At 49.1% G+C, this 17,107-nt stretch carries 15 protein-coding genes; 10 read left to right on the plus strand and 5 right to left on the minus strand.

The genetic code is table 11. The annotated features are described in order from the left end of the window. The first annotated feature begins 29 nt into the window (after nt 1-29). Entirely contained in the window at nt 30-185 is a 156-nt protein-coding gene (locus LZD49_RS01160) for a hypothetical protein (RefSeq protein WP_234665474.1), read from the plus strand. 30 nt (nt 186-215) lie between these two features. Here the strand turns inward: LZD49_RS01160 and LZD49_RS01165 are convergent, their stop codons facing one another. Continuing rightward, nucleotides 216-713: a VOC family protein gene (locus LZD49_RS01165; protein WP_234666665.1), complete on the minus strand. Its 498-nt coding sequence runs from the start codon at nt 711-713 to the stop codon at nt 216-218. 112 nt (nt 714-825) lie between these two features. Between LZD49_RS01165 and LZD49_RS01170 the strand changes: the two genes are divergently transcribed. Further along, the gene (locus LZD49_RS01170) at nt 826-1,743 is read left to right on the plus strand and encodes a sugar phosphate isomerase/epimerase (protein WP_234665475.1); all 918 of its coding nucleotides are present in this window, start codon (nt 826-828) and stop codon (nt 1,741-1,743) included. Between the two features lie 33 nt (nt 1,744-1,776). Here LZD49_RS01170 and LZD49_RS01175 read toward each other — a convergent pair whose 3' ends face one another. Then, complete coding sequence (locus tag LZD49_RS01175) at nt 1,777-2,292, minus strand: hypothetical protein (RefSeq protein ID WP_234665476.1); 516 nt, start codon at nt 2,290-2,292, stop codon at nt 1,777-1,779. Nucleotides 2,293-2,328: 36 nt separating this feature from the next. Further along, on the minus strand, nt 2,329-3,330 hold the full coding sequence (locus tag LZD49_RS01180; RefSeq protein ID WP_234665477.1) for a phosphotransferase: 1,002 nt from the start codon (nt 3,328-3,330) through the stop codon (nt 2,329-2,331). A gap of 69 nt (nt 3,331-3,399) precedes the next feature. Here LZD49_RS01180 and LZD49_RS01185 point away from each other — a divergent pair, with 69 nt between their 5' ends. Next, nucleotides 3,400-3,690, plus strand: coding sequence for a GNAT family N-acetyltransferase (locus LZD49_RS01185; RefSeq protein WP_234665478.1), 291 nt, complete (start codon nt 3,400-3,402; stop codon nt 3,688-3,690). A 10-nt stretch (nt 3,691-3,700) separates the two neighbouring features. Here LZD49_RS01185 and LZD49_RS01190 read toward each other — a convergent pair whose 3' ends face one another. Further along, nucleotides 3,701-6,100 (minus strand): PAS domain-containing protein, encoded by a 2,400-nt coding sequence (locus LZD49_RS01190; protein WP_234665479.1) that lies wholly within the window; start codon nt 6,098-6,100, stop codon nt 3,701-3,703. A gap of 229 nt (nt 6,101-6,329) precedes the next feature. On the opposite strand from LZD49_RS01190, the gene LZD49_RS01195 reads away from it, so the two are divergent. Further along, nucleotides 6,330-6,971 carry a DUF1080 domain-containing protein gene (locus LZD49_RS01195; protein ID WP_234665480.1) on the plus strand — a complete coding sequence of 214 codons (642 nt, stop codon included), beginning with the start codon at nt 6,330-6,332 and terminating at the stop codon, nt 6,969-6,971. Nucleotides 6,972-7,020: 49 nt separating this feature from the next. Here the strand turns inward: LZD49_RS01195 and LZD49_RS01200 are convergent, their stop codons facing one another. Next, the gene (locus LZD49_RS01200; protein ID WP_234665481.1) at nt 7,021-7,503 is read right to left on the minus strand and encodes a DinB family protein; all 483 of its coding nucleotides are present in this window, start codon (nt 7,501-7,503) and stop codon (nt 7,021-7,023) included. A 132-nt stretch (nt 7,504-7,635) separates the two neighbouring features. Between LZD49_RS01200 and LZD49_RS01205 the strand changes: the two genes are divergently transcribed. The 6 genes from LZD49_RS01205 (at nt 7,636) to LZD49_RS01230 (ending at nt 17,025) form a co-directional block, all read left to right on the plus strand. Further along, nucleotides 7,636-9,015, plus strand: a complete 1,380-nt coding sequence (locus LZD49_RS01205) for a Gfo/Idh/MocA family protein (RefSeq protein WP_234665482.1) — start codon at nt 7,636-7,638, stop codon at nt 9,013-9,015. A gap of 76 nt (nt 9,016-9,091) precedes the next feature. Then, nucleotides 9,092-9,952, plus strand: coding sequence for an esterase family protein (locus LZD49_RS01210; protein WP_234665483.1), 861 nt, complete (start codon nt 9,092-9,094; stop codon nt 9,950-9,952). Between the two features lie 5 nt (nt 9,953-9,957). After that, entirely contained in the window at nt 9,958-10,743 is a 786-nt protein-coding gene (locus LZD49_RS01215; RefSeq protein ID WP_234665484.1) for an SDR family NAD(P)-dependent oxidoreductase, read from the plus strand. 578 nt (nt 10,744-11,321) lie between these two features. After that, nucleotides 11,322-14,552, plus strand: a complete 3,231-nt coding sequence (locus LZD49_RS01220) for a TonB-dependent receptor (protein WP_234665485.1) — start codon at nt 11,322-11,324, stop codon at nt 14,550-14,552. A gap of 10 nt (nt 14,553-14,562) precedes the next feature. Beyond that, complete coding sequence (locus LZD49_RS01225) at nt 14,563-16,443, plus strand: RagB/SusD family nutrient uptake outer membrane protein (RefSeq protein WP_234665486.1); 1,881 nt, start codon at nt 14,563-14,565, stop codon at nt 16,441-16,443. Between the two features lie 243 nt (nt 16,444-16,686). Then, complete coding sequence (locus LZD49_RS01230; RefSeq protein WP_234665487.1) at nt 16,687-17,025, plus strand: hypothetical protein; 339 nt, start codon at nt 16,687-16,689, stop codon at nt 17,023-17,025. Nucleotides 17,026-17,107 lie beyond the last annotated feature (82 nt).

The raw sequence follows: 17,107 nt of genomic DNA on the forward strand, positions 1-17,107 counted from the left end.
GAAATATTAAATGTGAAAAAATGACACACATGAAAACAATAGCAGCAGAGCTTTCCGATTCCGATGTGAACTTTATCCGTTCGCTCCAACGAGCAGAGCGGGATTTTGCTATGGAGGCAATTGAGGAAAAAATCGCTCGTGAAAAGAGAAATTCGCTCAATGAACTCCTGGCGGAGGGTTATTAAATTTAATTCACCTGGATATTTTCTAACCGGTTATTTACTCAACTCACTCAGCAACCCCGGAATGTTCAAACTCTTCGTATACATCTCGATAGAACCATCGGGAAGATACTCCCATTGATCTTGCGGGCGGTCCCAGTAGAGTTCGACGCCGTTACCGTCGGGGTCATTGAGATATATCGCTTCAGAAACACCGTGATCACTGGCGCCGGTCAGCGGGTAACCTGCCTGGATAAGGCGGTTCAATGCAAATGCGAGATCCTTCCGGCTCGGAAATAGGATAGCGGTATGGAAGAGGCCGACGCCATTCGGAGATGCTGGCGGGGCACCTTTGCTGTACCAGGTATTGAGGCCAATGTGGTGGTGATAGCCACCGGCGGAAATGAATACGGCTTGGGTTCCGTAGCGAGTAGTGATTTCGAAGCCGAGCAGGCCACAATAAAAATCGATGGCACGGTCGAGGTCGGCTACTTTCAGGTGGACGTGGCCGATGCGGGTTTGTGCGGGTATGATATAGTTATCCGGTTCCATAAGAGCAGCAGGCATGGTGTAATTTGTGAACAATCAATTTACATGGATTTGCGGTAAAAAATTCCGGAAAGCGGCTTTACCTTTAAATCAGTTAACCTTTCATAACGCATTAATGAACCGCCGAGAAGCATTATCCTCGATCGCTGCCGTGAGCGCAGCAGGCATTGTTCCGGCCGAGGCCGCCAAAGCGAAAAACCAGCCTTTTATTTATTCCCTCAATATGAGCACCCTACGAGGCCAGAAGCTCGGCTTCCGGAAGGAGCTCGAAGTAGCTGCAAAGGCCGGTTATGGTTCGGTGGAAATCTGGATCAGCACTTTGCAGGATTATCTCAAAGGCGGCGGGACATTGCAGGAAGCCAAACGCATTGTCGGCGACCTGGGCCTGAAAGTGGAAGACGCAATCGGTTTTGCGACCTGGATTGTAGATGACGAAACGGCCCGTAACAAGGCATTGGACCAGTTGAAAGGCGAAATGGAACAACTGGCGGCCATTGGCTGTCCGCGTGTGGCTGCTCCGCCTATGGGCGCGACCACCGGTGCGTCGCTGGATTTAGCCAAGATGGCGGAACGCTACCGCGCTATCCTCGAACTGGGCGATAAAACAGGCGTCGTACCGCATCTGGAACTTTGGGGCTTTTCCAAAAACCTCAGCCGGGTAGGCGAGATACTCTACGTAGCAGTCGAATCCGGCCATCCTTCGGCCCGTTTGCTCATGGATGTTTACCACTTGCACAAAGGCGGTTCTGGGATGGAGGCGATTAAAGACGTGGGTAAGCCGCTGATCGAAATCTTTCACGTAAACGACTATCCCCAAACGCCTCCCCGCGAGACGATCACCGACGCCGATCGCGTTTACGTAGGCGATGGTGTTGCTCCGTGGAAAAGTGTGTTACAAAGCCTTATAAATCCCGAAAAACCTATTATTATTTCTTTTGAAGTCTTCAATAAAGATTACTGGGCACAGGATCCGCTGGTGGTCGCAAAGACCAGCCTGGTCAAAATGAAGAAAATTGTGGAAGCAGCAGTTTAGCGCATATCTGGCCGGTAGTAATGCCGGCCTTTTTCATATTTTGCCCAGAAACGCCAGAATGCTTAGTACCAGTCCCGCAATGGTGGCTATGGCGGAAACCAGGATGGCAAAAATCATCAGGAAGCCTTTCGCGCCTGTTTTCTTCATGATAATCAAACCATCCCCTTTTTTGATCTCAGGAAGCTGGTCGACGGTCAGCTGAAAAGTGCCGGGCGCGTCAATACTAAACTCAGCAACCGGCACAATGCGGCTACCCGACATATCTTTCCGCGATCCAAGGTGGTTGACGACATTCATCACGTCGAATTGCTTTCCGCCGGGTAAAGAGATTAATTGATACGACACTTTGGTTGGCATAATACCTAACATTGCCGGGCGGCGATAGGCGATTTCGTAGGTCCCAGGCTCAGGAAGGTGAAAATCCGGTAAGGGTCGACCGAGTGGAAGTGCTATCTTTTTGCCTCCATAAATTTCAACGATCCTGCCTATGCTGCGGATAAGTAACCACAGGCCTGTGATGAATAGTAACGGGAAAAGTATTTTGGTCATCCAATCAGTTGCTTACAATGCGCTGCAAGTAAACAATTATGAATTTTTGTTTGCGCCAAGTTGGTGATAATCAAAGTATTTTTTGAGTAAAAGGTTAATGAACCTTTTCAAATAGATCTCATTTAAAAACACGTTGGACCAGTTGTCGTACCGTTGCGACTGTATGCCCAAATAGAAGAAATACAAGCAAATGCCCAGCATCGGGATGAGCCGTTTTTCTTCATCGGAAATCGGACAAACGGATTCATAACCTTTGAAAAACTGCGCAGCTTTATGCTCCCGTTCGGAATCTTCTTTTTCGACGGAATGGATTTGAAGCACATAATAGGCCATATCAAGGCATAACCAGCCATTTCCACAAAAGTCAAAATCAAAAAATGTAATCTGGCCATCGGAGGTGACATTCATATTGTCGAACCACAGGTCGAGGTGCACGGCACCTTTTCGGATGTTGTCCGAATCGGCATTTCGGATTTCCTGAATCAGATACTCCTGCACGGTTTTCATGTACTGCATTTCTTGGGTGTCTTCGGCTAGGAATTGGCCAATTCGAGTAAGCGAATCAATAAGCAGTTCTTTTTCGGAATAGGTGACGCGTTTTAATGCAAAGTTTTCCGTCAGCAGATGCATCCGAGCCATCAATGTCCCGATCTGGAAATGGGTCTCTGCATCGAAATTAAACACTTTCTCTCCCTCGGCGAATGAGAATAATACACCGTATCGCTCACCTTCCGGCGCCGCGAACGTATGGATGAATGCACTTTCAAGATCCGCGATCGGGAATGAAACGGAGACGCCATTCGCACTGAGGTGATCTAAAAGACGCAACTCTTCCGAAATTTCCTCCATTGTCCTCCATTGGAAGCTATAAACGCGGAAAATGTACCGTTTTTCTGGGGTAGTTATAAGATATGTGTCGCTGATCCCTGTTTTCAGGATACGGCAGTCGACCTGCTGGCCGGGGAAGTAATGCTTTTGAACAAAGATGGCGAGATGAAACGGAGAAAGATTTGAATTGGAAACCGGGAAGACGTTCATAAGGAAAGGCGATTGGGGCGGCAAAATTATCATATATTTGCCCCGGACGTAACAGTGAACCAAAATTTTATGGCTGAGATCAAATTTCAACTCGATAACCGTCGGAGAGGCGCTTTTAAGGTAGAAGAGGACGGTAAGCAGGTAGGGGAGATGGTGATCGGGTTGAGTGAAACTACATTGACAGTATACCACACCGAAGTGGACCCCGAAAAGGAAGGCCGCGGATTGGCGCGCCAAATGCTGGATGCAATGGTCGCCTACGCACGTGAGCACGGGTTGCAGGTGCTGCCGCTATGCGAATATGTGCATGGGCAGTTCCGCCGGCATCCCGATGACTATGCCGACGTTTGGTCAAAATAATCCTGCCGCATCAGATTGGCTGCGGCAGGTATACGATGAAGGTTGCGCCTTTACCCGGCTGACTTTTAGCCGTAATATAACCATGGTGGTTCTGGACCACTTTTTTACATAACGCCAGACCAATGCCCGAACCTGAAAATTCGCTGCGCCCATGCAGTCGCTGGAACATTTGGAAAATTCGGTCGAGGTACATCTCGTCGAAACCAATGCCGTTGTCGCTCACTTCCAGACGAATATATCGGTGATCCGCTAAAAGTTTTGGCAAGGTTCTTTTCTCTGCATCGTCAACTGCCCGGTAGGATATCCGGATAACCGGTTCCTGATCCGGCTGTCGGTATTTGACAGCATTGCTGATCAGGTTCTGCATCAGTTGTGTCAACTGATGGCTGTTACCCCAAACTGGCGGCAGATCTTCCACGGTGATTTTGGCTTTTTGTTCCTGAATGGATATTTCAAGATCCGCCAGCACGGAGGTTACAGTATCGCTAAGCAGGACTTCCTTGAATTCGCCTTCACGGGTCGTCAGCCGGGAATAGGCGAGCAAATCGTCGATCATGGCTGACATCCTTTTGGATGCGTCCTGAATGCGGTTAAGCATGTATTTGCCTGTGTCATCAAGCTTATCGGTGTAGGTAGACTGCAGACGGGTGCTGAACGACTGGATTTTGCGCAAAGGCTCCTGCATGTCGTGGCTGGCCGCATAGGCAAATTGCTGGAGGTTATTGTTTGAATTCACGAGTTCGATATTGGCCTGGTGCAATTCGTCGGTGCGCTGCGTTACACGCTGTTCCAGTTCGTTGGCGAGCTGGCGGTAGCGCTCTTCGCTCTGTTCAAGCTCCTGCAATGAAATTACCTGGTCCGTCACGTCCACGGCCATATCAAGGATCGCATACACTTCCCCGTTTGCATTTGTGAGGGGTTTGTAGGTGTAGTCGTAATAGGAGGTCTGCAGCCTCCCGTCGACTACCAGATCAACCCTGGCCGCTTGTTCCGAATAAGCCTCACCTGTCCGGTAAATGCGGTCAAGGATTTCTAGAAATGGCTGACCTTTCAGTTCAGGCAATGCCTCCGCGAGCGGCTTACCGATGACCGCTTTCCCTTTCCCCCACACTTTGAGCATAGCTTCATTGGGAATGTCGATGATCATATCCCTCCCTACAAACAATGCCGTAGCTACCGGTGCCTGTTCAATCAGTGTCCGCAAATGTTCTTCATTCACTTTCAACCTCTGTTCCGATTCGATTCGGTCGCTGATGTCCATGACAATCCCTGATAACGAAACCGCCTCGCCCATGCTGTCGTATAAGTAACGGCCCAGCACGCGTATCCAATGCACCGTTCCGTCGTGCCAGATAAACCGCGCTTCGTAACGCAGCTCCCCGTTGGCGGAGGCTTCCGAGTAGGCCTCATCTCTGATCGGAACGTCATCGGGGTGCAGGCTCGCGAGTAATATGTCCCGCGTCATATGCGCATTTTCACTCCCGGTAATGATCTTCGCCATAGTAGGCGAATAGATAATCTCGTCATTCGCCAGTGTCACCAGAAACGAACCCGCGCCCGATCCTTCGATGGTCATCGCGGCTTGCTGATCGGCCCAGGCGATCTTTTCCTGACTGGTTATTTCCGAAGTAATCTCTCGGGATATGCCCGAAAACCGGTACGGGTTCCCCGAATGATCGAAATAGGCTTGACCTGTGCAGTGCAGCCAGCGGAGCTTGCGGTCGGTGGCACCTATTACCCGGTAACGGACGTCGTAGGAATGCCTTTGTGCCGGGTCGAGTGCGCGTTCGATCGCTTCGTTGACGCGGGCGCGGTCGTCGGGATGGACAAATTGTATCAGGCGCTCGTAATGCATGTCGGCTTGGTTGGGGAAGCCGTACAGTTCCAGGCAGCGATCGTTGAACCGGACCCATTTATCCGCTGGACTAAGGTTCCATGTTCCCAACTGGGCTGCCTGGATTGCAAATTTTAGATTTTCTTCACTTTCTTCCCTGGCCCTGACAGACAGTAATTGTTCAGAAATATCCATCATCGAACCAACCATCCGCACCGGCTTTCCTTCACTCTGAATCGTGTAACCACGGTCGTGCACCTGCGCATACGAACCATCCGCCCGTCGGAAACGGTAGAAATCCGACCAGTTACTATCGCCTTTGTCGATAATGCGGTAAATTTTTTTGACAACCTGCTCCTGGTCGTCGGGATGAATACGGTCGAACCACGAGTTCGGGCCGATTTCAATCTCTTCGGGTTTGTACCCGAAAATGAGTTGCATTCCCTCATTCCACCATAGTGTACCCTTTTGGAGATCCCAATCCCAGATCACATCGTGGGTAGCTTTTGCTACAAGTTCAAACCGCTCTATCGCGAGCAGCAGGTCGTCTTTACGCTCATTAAAGGTCTCAGTCATCGGTAATAGGTCTTCCTCAGGTTTACTTATGCAGCTTTTTCAACGCTGGCGCAATATGTAAAAATACGGATATTGGTAAAAAAGACATGGTTCGTTACTAAACCTCGGGTACATATGTGAAAATCGCACTTCCTGATTTCCTGTCCAAAGGCAGACAAAGTAAAATTTTCGCTGCAATCACTTTATTCATCGTAGGAAAAAAGTATACTAGCTCTTAACCGATTGAGCCATGAGGAAACTCCCAGTTTATTTGTCTGCCGTAGTTGCATTAGCATTTGCCGGTTGTATTATGATCCAGCCGTCCAAAAAGCCGGTATCGTTGTTTGATGGTAAAACATTTAATGGTTGGGAAGGGGACACTGTCAAAACCTGGAAAATCGAGAATGGAAGTCTTGCAGGCGGTTCACTGGAAGAAGCCGTTCCGCATAACGAGTTCCTGTGTACGCGTAAGGAATATTCCAATTTTAGGTTGAAAGTAAAATTTAAACTGACTGGTACGGAAGGATTTATTAATACCGGCGTGCAGTTTCACAGCGTGCGACTCACCAACCCGCCCTACGAAATGACCGGCTACCAGGCCGATCTGGGCGACAAATACTGGGCAAGCCTCTATGACGAATCCAGACGGAACAAGACACTGATCGCGCCGGATTCGGTACTGGTTGAAAAAATTGTGAAACGAAATGACTGGAATAATTATGAAGTGCACAGCCAGAATGGCCGTATTCAGCTGTTTTTGAATGGCACCAAAACAGTGGATTATACCGAGCTTGATAAATCTATTCCTCAAAAAGGGCTCATTGGCCTGCAAATCCACGGCGGTGGCAAGGCAAAGGTATTTTATAAGGATATTGTAATAGAAGAACTTTGATAGCAAGACAACACTGCCGGTTTTCTCGAAACCGGCAGTGTTGTCTTGCTTATTTCCAGATACCCAGCAGACGACGGGCTACGATGATCTCCGCAATGTGGTAAGAGTTGTGGTCGGCAATGAGCATGGCCTCGCGGACTATGTTTTGCCCGGTGCCCCACGCCAGCGGACTGAAAAGGTCGTTATCCTCATTTTCCAGCAATGTAAAGAAATGCTGCTGGTCGTCGGCGATTTCTTTGATGCTGTCCTCCCATTCTTCATCACTCACATGGTCGGTTGGCTTCGGCCAGTATTCATCGGGCCAAACAAGCGTTTTGTAATCTTTCGAAATCGAGAAATCGACAATGTCTTTCTGGGCTATCCGGATGTGTTGCAAGAGTTGCCAGATGCTGTATGGAAGATTGTCGGGAATCGTAGTCCGCAGGTTGGCCGGGATGCCAGTGATGGCTTCTTCAAGGGTCACGTGGGCATTCCCGCCTCTGATGAGGGCGGTCAATTCATTGATCAGTTTTTTTCGCTGGTCGGCATGCATTGGAACGTTAGTTAAATTAGTAGAGTGAGGAATAAGGTGGCAAAATGTACATATTTTCTTTTTACCGGCACAACAAATCGTGAATTGCTTAAATTAGGAGGATCATCATCTAAACCTTTTGAAAATCTGCAAATGAATCCTAACCGCCGTAGTTTTATCAAAAATGTAACAGCCGCTTCTGCACTGTTAGCCACGGAAGGCATTGCCAAACCTTTTCACATCATCAAAGACCTCAAAAAAATCAGTCCTAACGACAAGGTTCGCTTCGCGACGATCGGGATGGGGATTCAGGGGCATAGCGACACTAAGGCAGCGCTCCGCAGTTCCAAGGATGTAGAATTCGTTGCTGCGGCCGACTTGTACGACGGTCGTCTGACGCGTGTAAAAGAGCTTTATGGAAAGGATATTTTCACCACCCGCGACTACCGCCAGATCCTCGAACGCAAGGATATCGACGCAGTGCTCGTGGTCACACCCGACCATTGGCACGACCACATTACCAAAGCTGCACTGCAGGCGGGTAAGAATGTGTATTGCGAGAAGCCGATGGTGCACCATATCAATGAAGGCTTGTCGGTGATCGACGCCTGGAAGAAATCGGGCAAGACGATGCAGGTCGGCAGCCAGCGGATCAGCTCGGCCTCTTTCAAAGAAGCAAAGCGGTTATTCGCTGCTGGCGAAATAGGCGAGATTAATTATGTAGAATCCAATAACGATCGTTTCAATGCCATCGGTGCATGGAACTACTCCATTCCAACCGATGCCTCACCGAGCACTGTGGACTGGGACACCTACCTGGGCGATGCGCCCAAAAGGGAATTCGATGCCAAGCGCTTCTTCCGCTGGAGAAACTATCAGGACTACGGCACGGGCGTGGGCGGGGACCTTTTCGTACACCTCATTACGGGGGTGCATTTTGTAACCAACTCGCTCGGCCCGGAGCGTATCATGTCGTCAGGTGAGCTGAGTTACTGGAAAGATGGCCGTGACGTGCCCGATGTACTCGTATCGATCCTGGATTATCCAAAAACCGATATCCACGCCAACTTCCAGATGGTGCTCCGCGTGAACTTTGCGAATGCCGGGGCGATCGCGAACAACACCCGGATTATCGGCACCGAGGGCCAGATCGAATTTACAGAGAACAACCTGGTACTCACGAAAAAGAAACTGCCGAAAGCGCCGGGTATGGGAGGTTATGACAGCTTTAATACCTTCTCGGAAGCCGAGCAAAAAGAATTCAAGAAGCAATATGATGCACAATATCCGGAAGATACCCGGAAAGCAGAACCGGTCAAAGAGGTGCGGTTCGAGGCCCCGAAAGAGGATGATGCACATGCCAACCACTTCAGGGATTTCTTCGAGAATGTGAAAAAAGGCAGCGTGGGAACTGTGGAGGACGCAGTATTCGGCTTCCGCGCCGCGGCCCCCGTGCTGGCCTGCAACGAAAGCTATTTCAGTAAGAAAATTGTCCATTGGGACCCGGTGGCAATGAAAATGAAGAAGAAATAAACCTTCATACCAAGCGGGAGATGCACAGCGTCTCCCGCTTTTGTAACCATTCAATCCTAATCAAACTGTTCCTGGTATGAAGATCATTTTTACGATCGCCCTGGCCACGTTGATGGCCATTCCTGCGCTTGCCCAAACGGGTAAGGTGCTCGATAACCTGTCGTTACCCTCCAAACTCCTCAAATCCGAAAGGAAATTTGCTATCTACCTTCCGCCCGACTACGCAACGTCCGAGCGGAGCTACCCGGTCATGTACCTGCTGCATGGCGCTGGCGACGACCACACCGGCTGGGTGCAGTTCGGCGAGGTGTTGCACATTGCCGACCAGGCGATCCGTGAAGGCAAGGCGACACCCATGATCATCGTCATGCCAGATGCCAACACCGGTAGGAGGGGGTACTTCAATGATGTGAAAGGGGACTGGCCGTATGAGGACTTCTTCTTCACAGAGCTAATGCCCTATGTGGAAAAGAAATTCCGGGTAAAAGGCGACAAGCGTTTCCGTGCCATTGCAGGTCTTTCAATGGGCGGTGGAGGCAGTTTTATGTACGCATTACACCATCCTGAACTGTTTTCTTCGGCGTGTCCGCTGAGTGCCGCCACAGGGCCGATCACCTTGGAGGATGCCAAAAAGAACATGGTCAGGAACAACCCCAATATTGCCGATTCGACCGTTGAAAGGTATTATAACCGCCATAGCGCGTTGGCATTGATCAACAATATCCCCGACGATCAGAAAAAGGCTGTGCGTTGGTACATCGACTGCGGTGACGACGACTTTCTGTACGAAGGCAACAGCCTGGTGCACATTGCACTGCGGAAAAAAGAAGTGCCGCACGAGTTTCGTGTGCGTGAGGGAGGGCATACGTGGACGTACTGGCGCGAGTCGCTGCCGGAAGTGCTTGAATTTGTATCAAAGGCGTTTCATCAGTTCTAGGCGTTATGGTTCAGGATGTTTTACCGGGTATCAGGCAATTTGATCTGACCGGTAAGGTCGCTATTATCACGGGAGGTTCAAAGGGCCTTGGTTTGGCGATGGCGGCTGGCCTGGCCTCGGCCGGTTGCGATATTTTGCTGGTCAACCGGAGCGCGGTAGACGGTGAACGCAGCGCCGCGGAGCTATGCATATCGTTTGGCACTCGAGTACTTTCCTATGCGGCGGATATTACCAACGAAGAGCAGGTGGGTGCGATGGTAGCATTTGCCTTGGAGAGTTTCGGGAAAATCGACATTCTCGTGAACAGCGCGGGAATCAACATTCGCGGGCCTATTGATGAGCTTTCCTCTTCGGACTTCAAGCATGTCATGGACGTCAATGTAACCGGCTCCTGGCTTGCGTGCCGTGCCGTTACACCTCATATGAAAGCCCAGCAAGGCGGCAGGATCATCAACCTGGCCAGCACATTGGGATTGGTCGGGCTGGCTAACCGCACTCCCTACACGGCAAGCAAAGGAGCGATCGTGCAAATGACCCGCGCCCTGGCGCTGGAACTAGCCCCATTCAACATTATGGTGAATGCCATTTGCCCGGGGCCGTTTCTAACCGAAATGAATATTCCCATTGCGGAAAGCGACGACGCGCGCAACATCATCCTCGGGGCCACTGCACTTCGGCGATGGGGGCATTTGCGTGAGATTCAGGGAGCCGCGATTTTTTTGGCCAGCGATGCGGCCAGTTATATGGTCGGCTCCATTCTTACCGTCGATGGTGGCTGGACTGCCCGCTGATTACGGAGTGGTATTTGCAAAATATAATTTTTTTAATATTCAAACGTTTGCACAGCGGCTTCCCAGACCATTCCAGTTATTGTGTGCAAAAATCAGATTAGTTTCTGCAAAATTGATATAAGTATCTTTAAAAAAGCCGTTTCCAAGCAATGGGAACGGTTTTTTATTTGGCATACAACTAGTTGACGCGTATAGAGACCGGTTAGTGTTATACGTCAAGTAACTATTGGTTATTTTCTAAGAAAACATTGTCAGATTGCATGAATGCTTGTTTATGTGAATAATTTCATATCTTTTTGTACATCCGGTTATTCATAGCGCAAGCCTCGGCACTGCTGGATTACAAAATATAACATTTTCTAGTTTAGCCACTTTTTTTAGTATAATAAAATCGCTCTTCGGTTACGAATAGCAATTTTTAAATTGGATTTTTGAGATGTTTTGTAAGACAAATTGTGTATAGTAGACACTTCTCTGACTTGTTGAAAAACAAGGGCTTATGCATGTAAACCAAGTTGTAATATCTGTCCATTTTTTTATAATTTTTTAACTATTTACTATCTATCTATACTTAATCTATGAGGATTTCTGAACGGGAAAAGTACCGGAGCCTAACACGGTATTTTTATTCCCTTCTTTTGACCTTGCTGGTCATAACTGGTGCATACGCTCAAGATGTAACGGTGAAGGGAAAAGTGAATGATGAGCAGGGGCAGGGACTGCCTGGCGTGAGCATCCTGGTTAAAGGGACGTCGACCGGTACGGTAACGGACATCGAAGGGAACTACACGGTGAATGCTTCGGGTACGGCAACGCTCGTGTTTTCTTTTATCGGGTACATTACGCAGGAAATTCCAGTCGGCAATAAGACAAGCCTGGATGTAAAACTGGTGTCCGATACCAAAGCGCTGGATGAAGTGGTGGTAGTTGGTTATGGCACGGCCAAAAAGGCTACTTTGACCGGTTCGGTAACAGCCGTCAAAGGAGCTGAACTCCAAAAGGCACCTGCGGCCAACCTCTCCAACACATTGAGCGGCCGCTTGCCGGGTGTATCTGCCGTGCAAGCGAGCGGTGAGCCTGGTTATGACGGTTCGGCGATCCGTATCCGTGGTACCAACTCCCTCGGTAACAGCAATGCGCTGATTGTTGTAGATGGTGTGCCTAACCGTAGTGGTGGTTTGGACCGTATTAATCCTGCCGACATTGAGAGTATTTCGGTACTGAAAGACGCAGCGGCTGCGATTTACGGGTCACGTGCTGGTAACGGGGTTATCCTTATTACTACCAAACGCGGAAAAACCGGTAAACCACAACTTTCGTATGACCTGAACGTGGGTATGGGACAGCCAACGCGCACACCGACCATGTCGAATGCAGCGGAATATGCAACCATCCGCAACGAATTGCAGATCTATGATAACCTGCCAGTAAACCAATGGCCAGGTGCGCTGCAAGGGTTTAATACCAATGGCGCGTATACCCGTACCGATAACAACAATGTGCTGAGCGCCGTATTCACACCAAGCGACATTCAGAAGTTCCGTGACGGCTCGGATCCCCTGATCCACCCGAACACCGATTGGTATGGCTCGGTTATTCGCAAATGGTCGCCACAGCAGCGTCACAACCTGCAATTGACCGGTGGTAGCGAGAACATCAAGTACCTTGCTTCATTGGGTTATATCAACCAGGAAGGTAACTACGTGAACTCTGCGACAGGTTACAAGCAGTACGACATGCGTGTGAACCTTGACACGAAGATCAACAAATACGTAACCGCTACATTAGGTATTACGATGCGTGAAGAATTCCGTCGCTTCCCGAATGGTGGAGGTGCCGGTGACATTTTCCGTATGCTGATGCGCGGTAAGCCAACCGAAATCGCGATCTGGCCGGATGGACGTCCCGGACCCGATATCGAGAATGGCCAGAACCCGGCGGTCATTACAACCAACACAACCGGTTATAACAATGACAAGAGAGACTACATTCAAACGAATGGAGGTCTGGAAATCCTGGTTCCGGGTGTGCCTGGATTGAAAATTAATGCAATGGCTGCTATCGATAAGCAAATGCGTCGCCAGAAGTCATTCCAGAAGCCCTGGACGCTTTATTACTGGGATAAAAAGACCTATGAAGAGGATGGCGTATCTCCATTGCTGACCGGAACCGTGCGTTCGACTTTTAACGATCCGCGTTTGACCGAAACTTCTTCACAAGAGCTTTCTATCCAATTAACAGGACAAGCTTCGTACGAAAAGACGTTTGGTTCGCACAACTTCAATGCCATGGTGGGTATCCAGCGTGAAACGGTTGATGCTGATGGTTTCTTCGCGTACCGTCGTTACTTCATCTCTCCGGTTGTTGACCAGCTTTTCGCGGGTGGTACGCCTGAGCAAAACATTGGTAACTCAGGAACCAACAATGGTGATTTGTACAAACGCGCACGCTTAAGCTACTTCGGTCGTGTGGGTTACAACTACAAGGAAAAATACCTTGCCGAATTCCTGTGGCGTGCAGACGGTTCCTATGTATTCCCGAAAGATGGCCGTTTCGGTTTCTTCCCGGGTGTGTCTGCGGGCTGGCGTGTTTCAGAAGAGGATTTCTGGAAAAACAATATCCACTTCGTGAACAATGTGAAAATACGTGGATCGTGGGGCCAAATGGGTGCTGAGCCTTACCTGCTCGGAACAGAGACATTGGCGGAATACCAATATCTGAACACCATGGGTTTTGGAACCTACATCATCAACGATCAGGTAGCTAAAACTTTGCAGGAAACACGTGTCGCTAACAACACATTTACCTGGGAAGTGGCCAACAACATGAACTTTGGTATTGAAGGTACTTTGTGGAAAGACCGCATTGCATTCGAGTTCGACTACTTTGTCAATAACCGTTCGAAGATCCTAATCCCAAAAACAGGTTCTACACCTTCCAGCGCGGGTATCGATGGCAAGCTTCCTCCCCAAAACCTGGGTAAGCTTCAAAACAAAGGATGGGAATTCAAAGTGAGCTATGATGGTGCCATCGACAATTTTACCTATTCGGTAGGTGTGAATGGTGGTTATGCCAAAAACACGATCAAGTATTGGGACGAAACACCCGGCGCTCCTTCATACCAGCGCACAACCGGCAAGCCCTACAATGCATTCCTGGCTTATCAGTATGATGGTGTTTTCGCCGATCAGGCTTCCATTGATGCAAATACCCTGGATTACAAAGGTATTACCGGAACGCTTCGTCCTGGTGACATGAAGTTCAAGGATATCAACAACGATAACAAGATCACGGCTGACGATAAAGTTCGTTCGGATAAAACCAACCGCCCTCAGTTTACCGGTGGTATGAACATCAACCTCGGATACAAACAGTTTGACCTGTCTATCCTGTTCCAGGGAACGCTAGGTGGCTTGCAATACATCGGACAAACTGAATCGGGTGATATCGGTAACTACCTGAAATATGCTTACGACCACCGTTGGACGATCGACAATCCAAGCTCGACTGATCCTCGTCTGGCTAACCGTAACAACACCTATTATACCAACTTTGATAATGCAGGTGCCAACACTTACTATCTCAAAAACAATAATTATCTGCGTCTGAAAAATATTGAATTGGGCTACAACCTGCCTTCGGAAATCGGTTCGAAGATCGGTTTGGGCAACCTGCGCGTGTATGTGAACGGGTTGAACCTGTTTACCCTGGACAAAATAAAGATCTGGGATCCGGAAGCGACTTCTTCCAATGGACAATACTATCCGCAGTCGCGAGTTCTTAATGCAGGTGTACGTGTAACTTTCTAAGACTAAAAAAATGAAACTGAGTTATAAAAATTGGATTTTTCTAGCGGCGCTGGCTACAACCGGGCTGGTGTCTTGCGACACTGACTTTCTGGATGTAACGCCACCCACCGAAATTCCGACGGAAGAGGTCTGGAAGGAGGGTGCATTGGCCGAAGGTTTTGTGACAGGTATTTACCAGGGACTTCAACAAGGCGGTTTCAGCGAGCAGATGTTGGCGTCGCTGACCGATGAAGCGGTATTTACCCACACAGGCCGTAACATCAATACCGTGAATGAAGGTAGTTTGAGCCCTTCCAACCTGGGTTGGGTGGACGATACTTATGGCTGGGGACCTATGTACACCCGTATCCGTGCCGCCAACCAGGCGATTCAGGAGCTGCCGAAGTCTACTTTCACAGATCAGACTTTGAAAGACCGTCTCAAAGGCGAGGCGCACTTCCTGCGTGCTTATTATTACCAGCAATTGGTGCGTTACTACGGTTCGGCACCTATTATTACAAAAGTGTATGCGTTGAACGAAGATTACTCGGTAACACGGAACACTTATGAAGAATGCGTGAATTTCATCGTTGCGGATCTAGACAGCGCTGCTGCCTTGCTAAAAGGAAAAGCGGAACAAAAAGGCCGTGCAACCGAAGTGGCCGCTTTGGCGCTGAAATCACGGGTGTTGCTGTACGCTGCGAGTGACCTGCACGACATTCCAACCGCAAAAGCGAAATCGGCATTGATCGCGGCTTATCCAAACCCTGAGTTCCTGGGTTACACTTCGGGCGACCGCAAGGCTCGCTGGCAAGCTGCCCAAGCTGCCGCAAAAGCAGCTTTGGACGCGAAGCCAGGTTACAAGCTGAATCTCACTGCACCTGTCACCGGCGAGCAAGGTAAGATCAATTATATTTCTATCGCAATGGCTGGGTACAGCGCAGACAAATCCCTGGATGCAAGTGGTGGCGATGATATTATCTTCGGCCGCTATTTTACTGCCAGCCAGACTTCGGATGGTGCCCGTCAGACAGGTTTGAACAACGGTCCTAACGGCTATCACAACTGGGCAGGTAACACGCCGATCGGTTTGCTTGTGGATGACTATCAAATGATGGACGGAACTTCGTTCTCATGGACGAACCCGACTCACAAGGCAAGTCCCTACGTGAACCGTGATCCGCGTTTCTACGCCACGGTGATGTACGACGGCGCAACGTGGAAACCACGTCCTTCGGATGCGAAAGATCCCGCCAACCAGATCCAGACTGGTGCTTACGACTTGCTGGATGAAAAAGGCGCATTGTTCAACCGTAAAGGTCTGGACACCCGTAGCAGCAGCATCGAAGACTGGAATGGAAGCCGCACCGGTTATTACATGCGTAAGTTCATCGATCCAAACCCTGGATTGTACGACAACACCGATCGCCAGAATATCCCCTGGCCATTCATCCGCGTAACCGAGGCCGCATTCAACTACATCGAAGCAAGTATCGAGCTTGGTCAGGATGCGGTAGCGCTGGAATTGCTGAACAAAATCCGTTTTCGTGCCGGTATGCCTGCATTGAAAGCGTCGGGGGCAGCTTTGAGAGACGCATACCGTCATGAAAAACGCATTGAAATGGCTTTCGAAGAGCAACGTTACCACGATGCACGTCGCTGGATGATCGCCCCTACGACACTCGGCCGTTCTTTGCAGTTCATTACCGTGATTGGGAAGTTCAAAGCGGGTAAGTCGATGAAGGAGCCATATCACTACGATCCGACGGTGTACGATTACACTTATACGCCTACTGAGGACAAATCTCATGAAAACCGTACTTGGGTTGATAAGATGTATTTCCGTCCGTTCAGCCGCGATGAGATGAACCGTAATGCCAAACTCATCCAGAACCCTGGCTACGACAAGTAACAAGTTGAAAATGATATGACGAACGCCCGGGCTCTCAGAGTTCGGGCGTTCATTGTTTCGTGGGTTTTTGAAGACAATTCCTACAAATCGGGGAGCTCGGGAAACACTACTAGATGAATAGAATATATCTAATTGGTTGATTGTCAGATTATTGTAGTTTTTGGCACAATCCTGTTATAATAAAAGGCAACAGTGCGAATGCACGAGATCAAAACATTAATAGTTGTCTAAAAAACAAGGATTATGAAAAAGCTAATAGTATCGGCATTGGCCCTGACGCTTATCTCGTTTGCTTCTGTACAGGCTCAAACGGCCAATCAGACTACCGAGAAGCATGCGGAACATCAGCAGGCCCAGAAGGCTGCGAGTGAAGATAAGGAGGACAAAGTAGCCGTAAAACCGGAAGACTTGCCTGAGGGCATTAAAAAAACGATCAAAAGTGAAGAATTTAGCGGTTGGACCGTGAAGAAAGCATTTTTGGTGACAGAGACTGATAAAACACAATATTACGAGTTACAAGTAGCAAACGGCAAAGAAAGTGCACGTGTTAAACTTGATAAAGACGGAAGAAATGTAGGATAACCATAGTATTCCTTCATTGTTCAGTGATTGAAGCCGGAGCGATCCGGCTTTTTTTGTTTCCGGGTCGCTTGTTAACTTTAAC

The organism is Dyadobacter sp. CY261, assembly GCF_021440085.1.
Lineage (GTDB): Bacteria > Bacteroidota > Bacteroidia > Cytophagales > Spirosomataceae > Dyadobacter.

Excerpts from the sequence above, each read along its gene's own strand:
- LZD49_RS01160 (WP_234665474.1), top strand. The coding sequence starts at position 30 with ATGAAAACAATAGCAGCAGAGCTTTCCGATTCCGATGTGAACTTTATC.
- LZD49_RS01165 (WP_234666665.1), bottom strand. The coding sequence starts at position 713 with ATGGAACCGGATAACTATATCATACCCGCACAAACCCGCATCGGCCAC.
- LZD49_RS01170 (WP_234665475.1), top strand. The coding sequence starts at position 826 with ATGAACCGCCGAGAAGCATTATCCTCGATCGCTGCCGTGAGCGCAGCA.
- LZD49_RS01175 (WP_234665476.1), bottom strand. The coding sequence starts at position 2,292 with ATGACCAAAATACTTTTCCCGTTACTATTCATCACAGGCCTGTGGTTA.
- LZD49_RS01180 (WP_234665477.1), bottom strand. The coding sequence starts at position 3,330 with ATGAACGTCTTCCCGGTTTCCAATTCAAATCTTTCTCCGTTTCATCTC.
- LZD49_RS01185 (WP_234665478.1), top strand. The coding sequence starts at position 3,400 with ATGGCTGAGATCAAATTTCAACTCGATAACCGTCGGAGAGGCGCTTTT.
- LZD49_RS01190 (WP_234665479.1), bottom strand. The coding sequence starts at position 6,100 with ATGACTGAGACCTTTAATGAGCGTAAAGACGACCTGCTGCTCGCGATA.
- LZD49_RS01195 (WP_234665480.1), top strand. The coding sequence starts at position 6,330 with ATGAGGAAACTCCCAGTTTATTTGTCTGCCGTAGTTGCATTAGCATTT.
- LZD49_RS01200 (WP_234665481.1), bottom strand. The coding sequence starts at position 7,503 with ATGCATGCCGACCAGCGAAAAAAACTGATCAATGAATTGACCGCCCTC.
- LZD49_RS01205 (WP_234665482.1), top strand. The coding sequence starts at position 7,636 with ATGAATCCTAACCGCCGTAGTTTTATCAAAAATGTAACAGCCGCTTCT.
- LZD49_RS01210 (WP_234665483.1), top strand. The coding sequence starts at position 9,092 with ATGAAGATCATTTTTACGATCGCCCTGGCCACGTTGATGGCCATTCCT.
- LZD49_RS01215 (WP_234665484.1), top strand. The coding sequence starts at position 9,958 with ATGGTTCAGGATGTTTTACCGGGTATCAGGCAATTTGATCTGACCGGT.
- LZD49_RS01220 (WP_234665485.1), top strand. The coding sequence starts at position 11,322 with ATGAGGATTTCTGAACGGGAAAAGTACCGGAGCCTAACACGGTATTTT.
- LZD49_RS01225 (WP_234665486.1), top strand. The coding sequence starts at position 14,563 with ATGAAACTGAGTTATAAAAATTGGATTTTTCTAGCGGCGCTGGCTACA.
- LZD49_RS01230 (WP_234665487.1), top strand. The coding sequence starts at position 16,687 with ATGAAAAAGCTAATAGTATCGGCATTGGCCCTGACGCTTATCTCGTTT.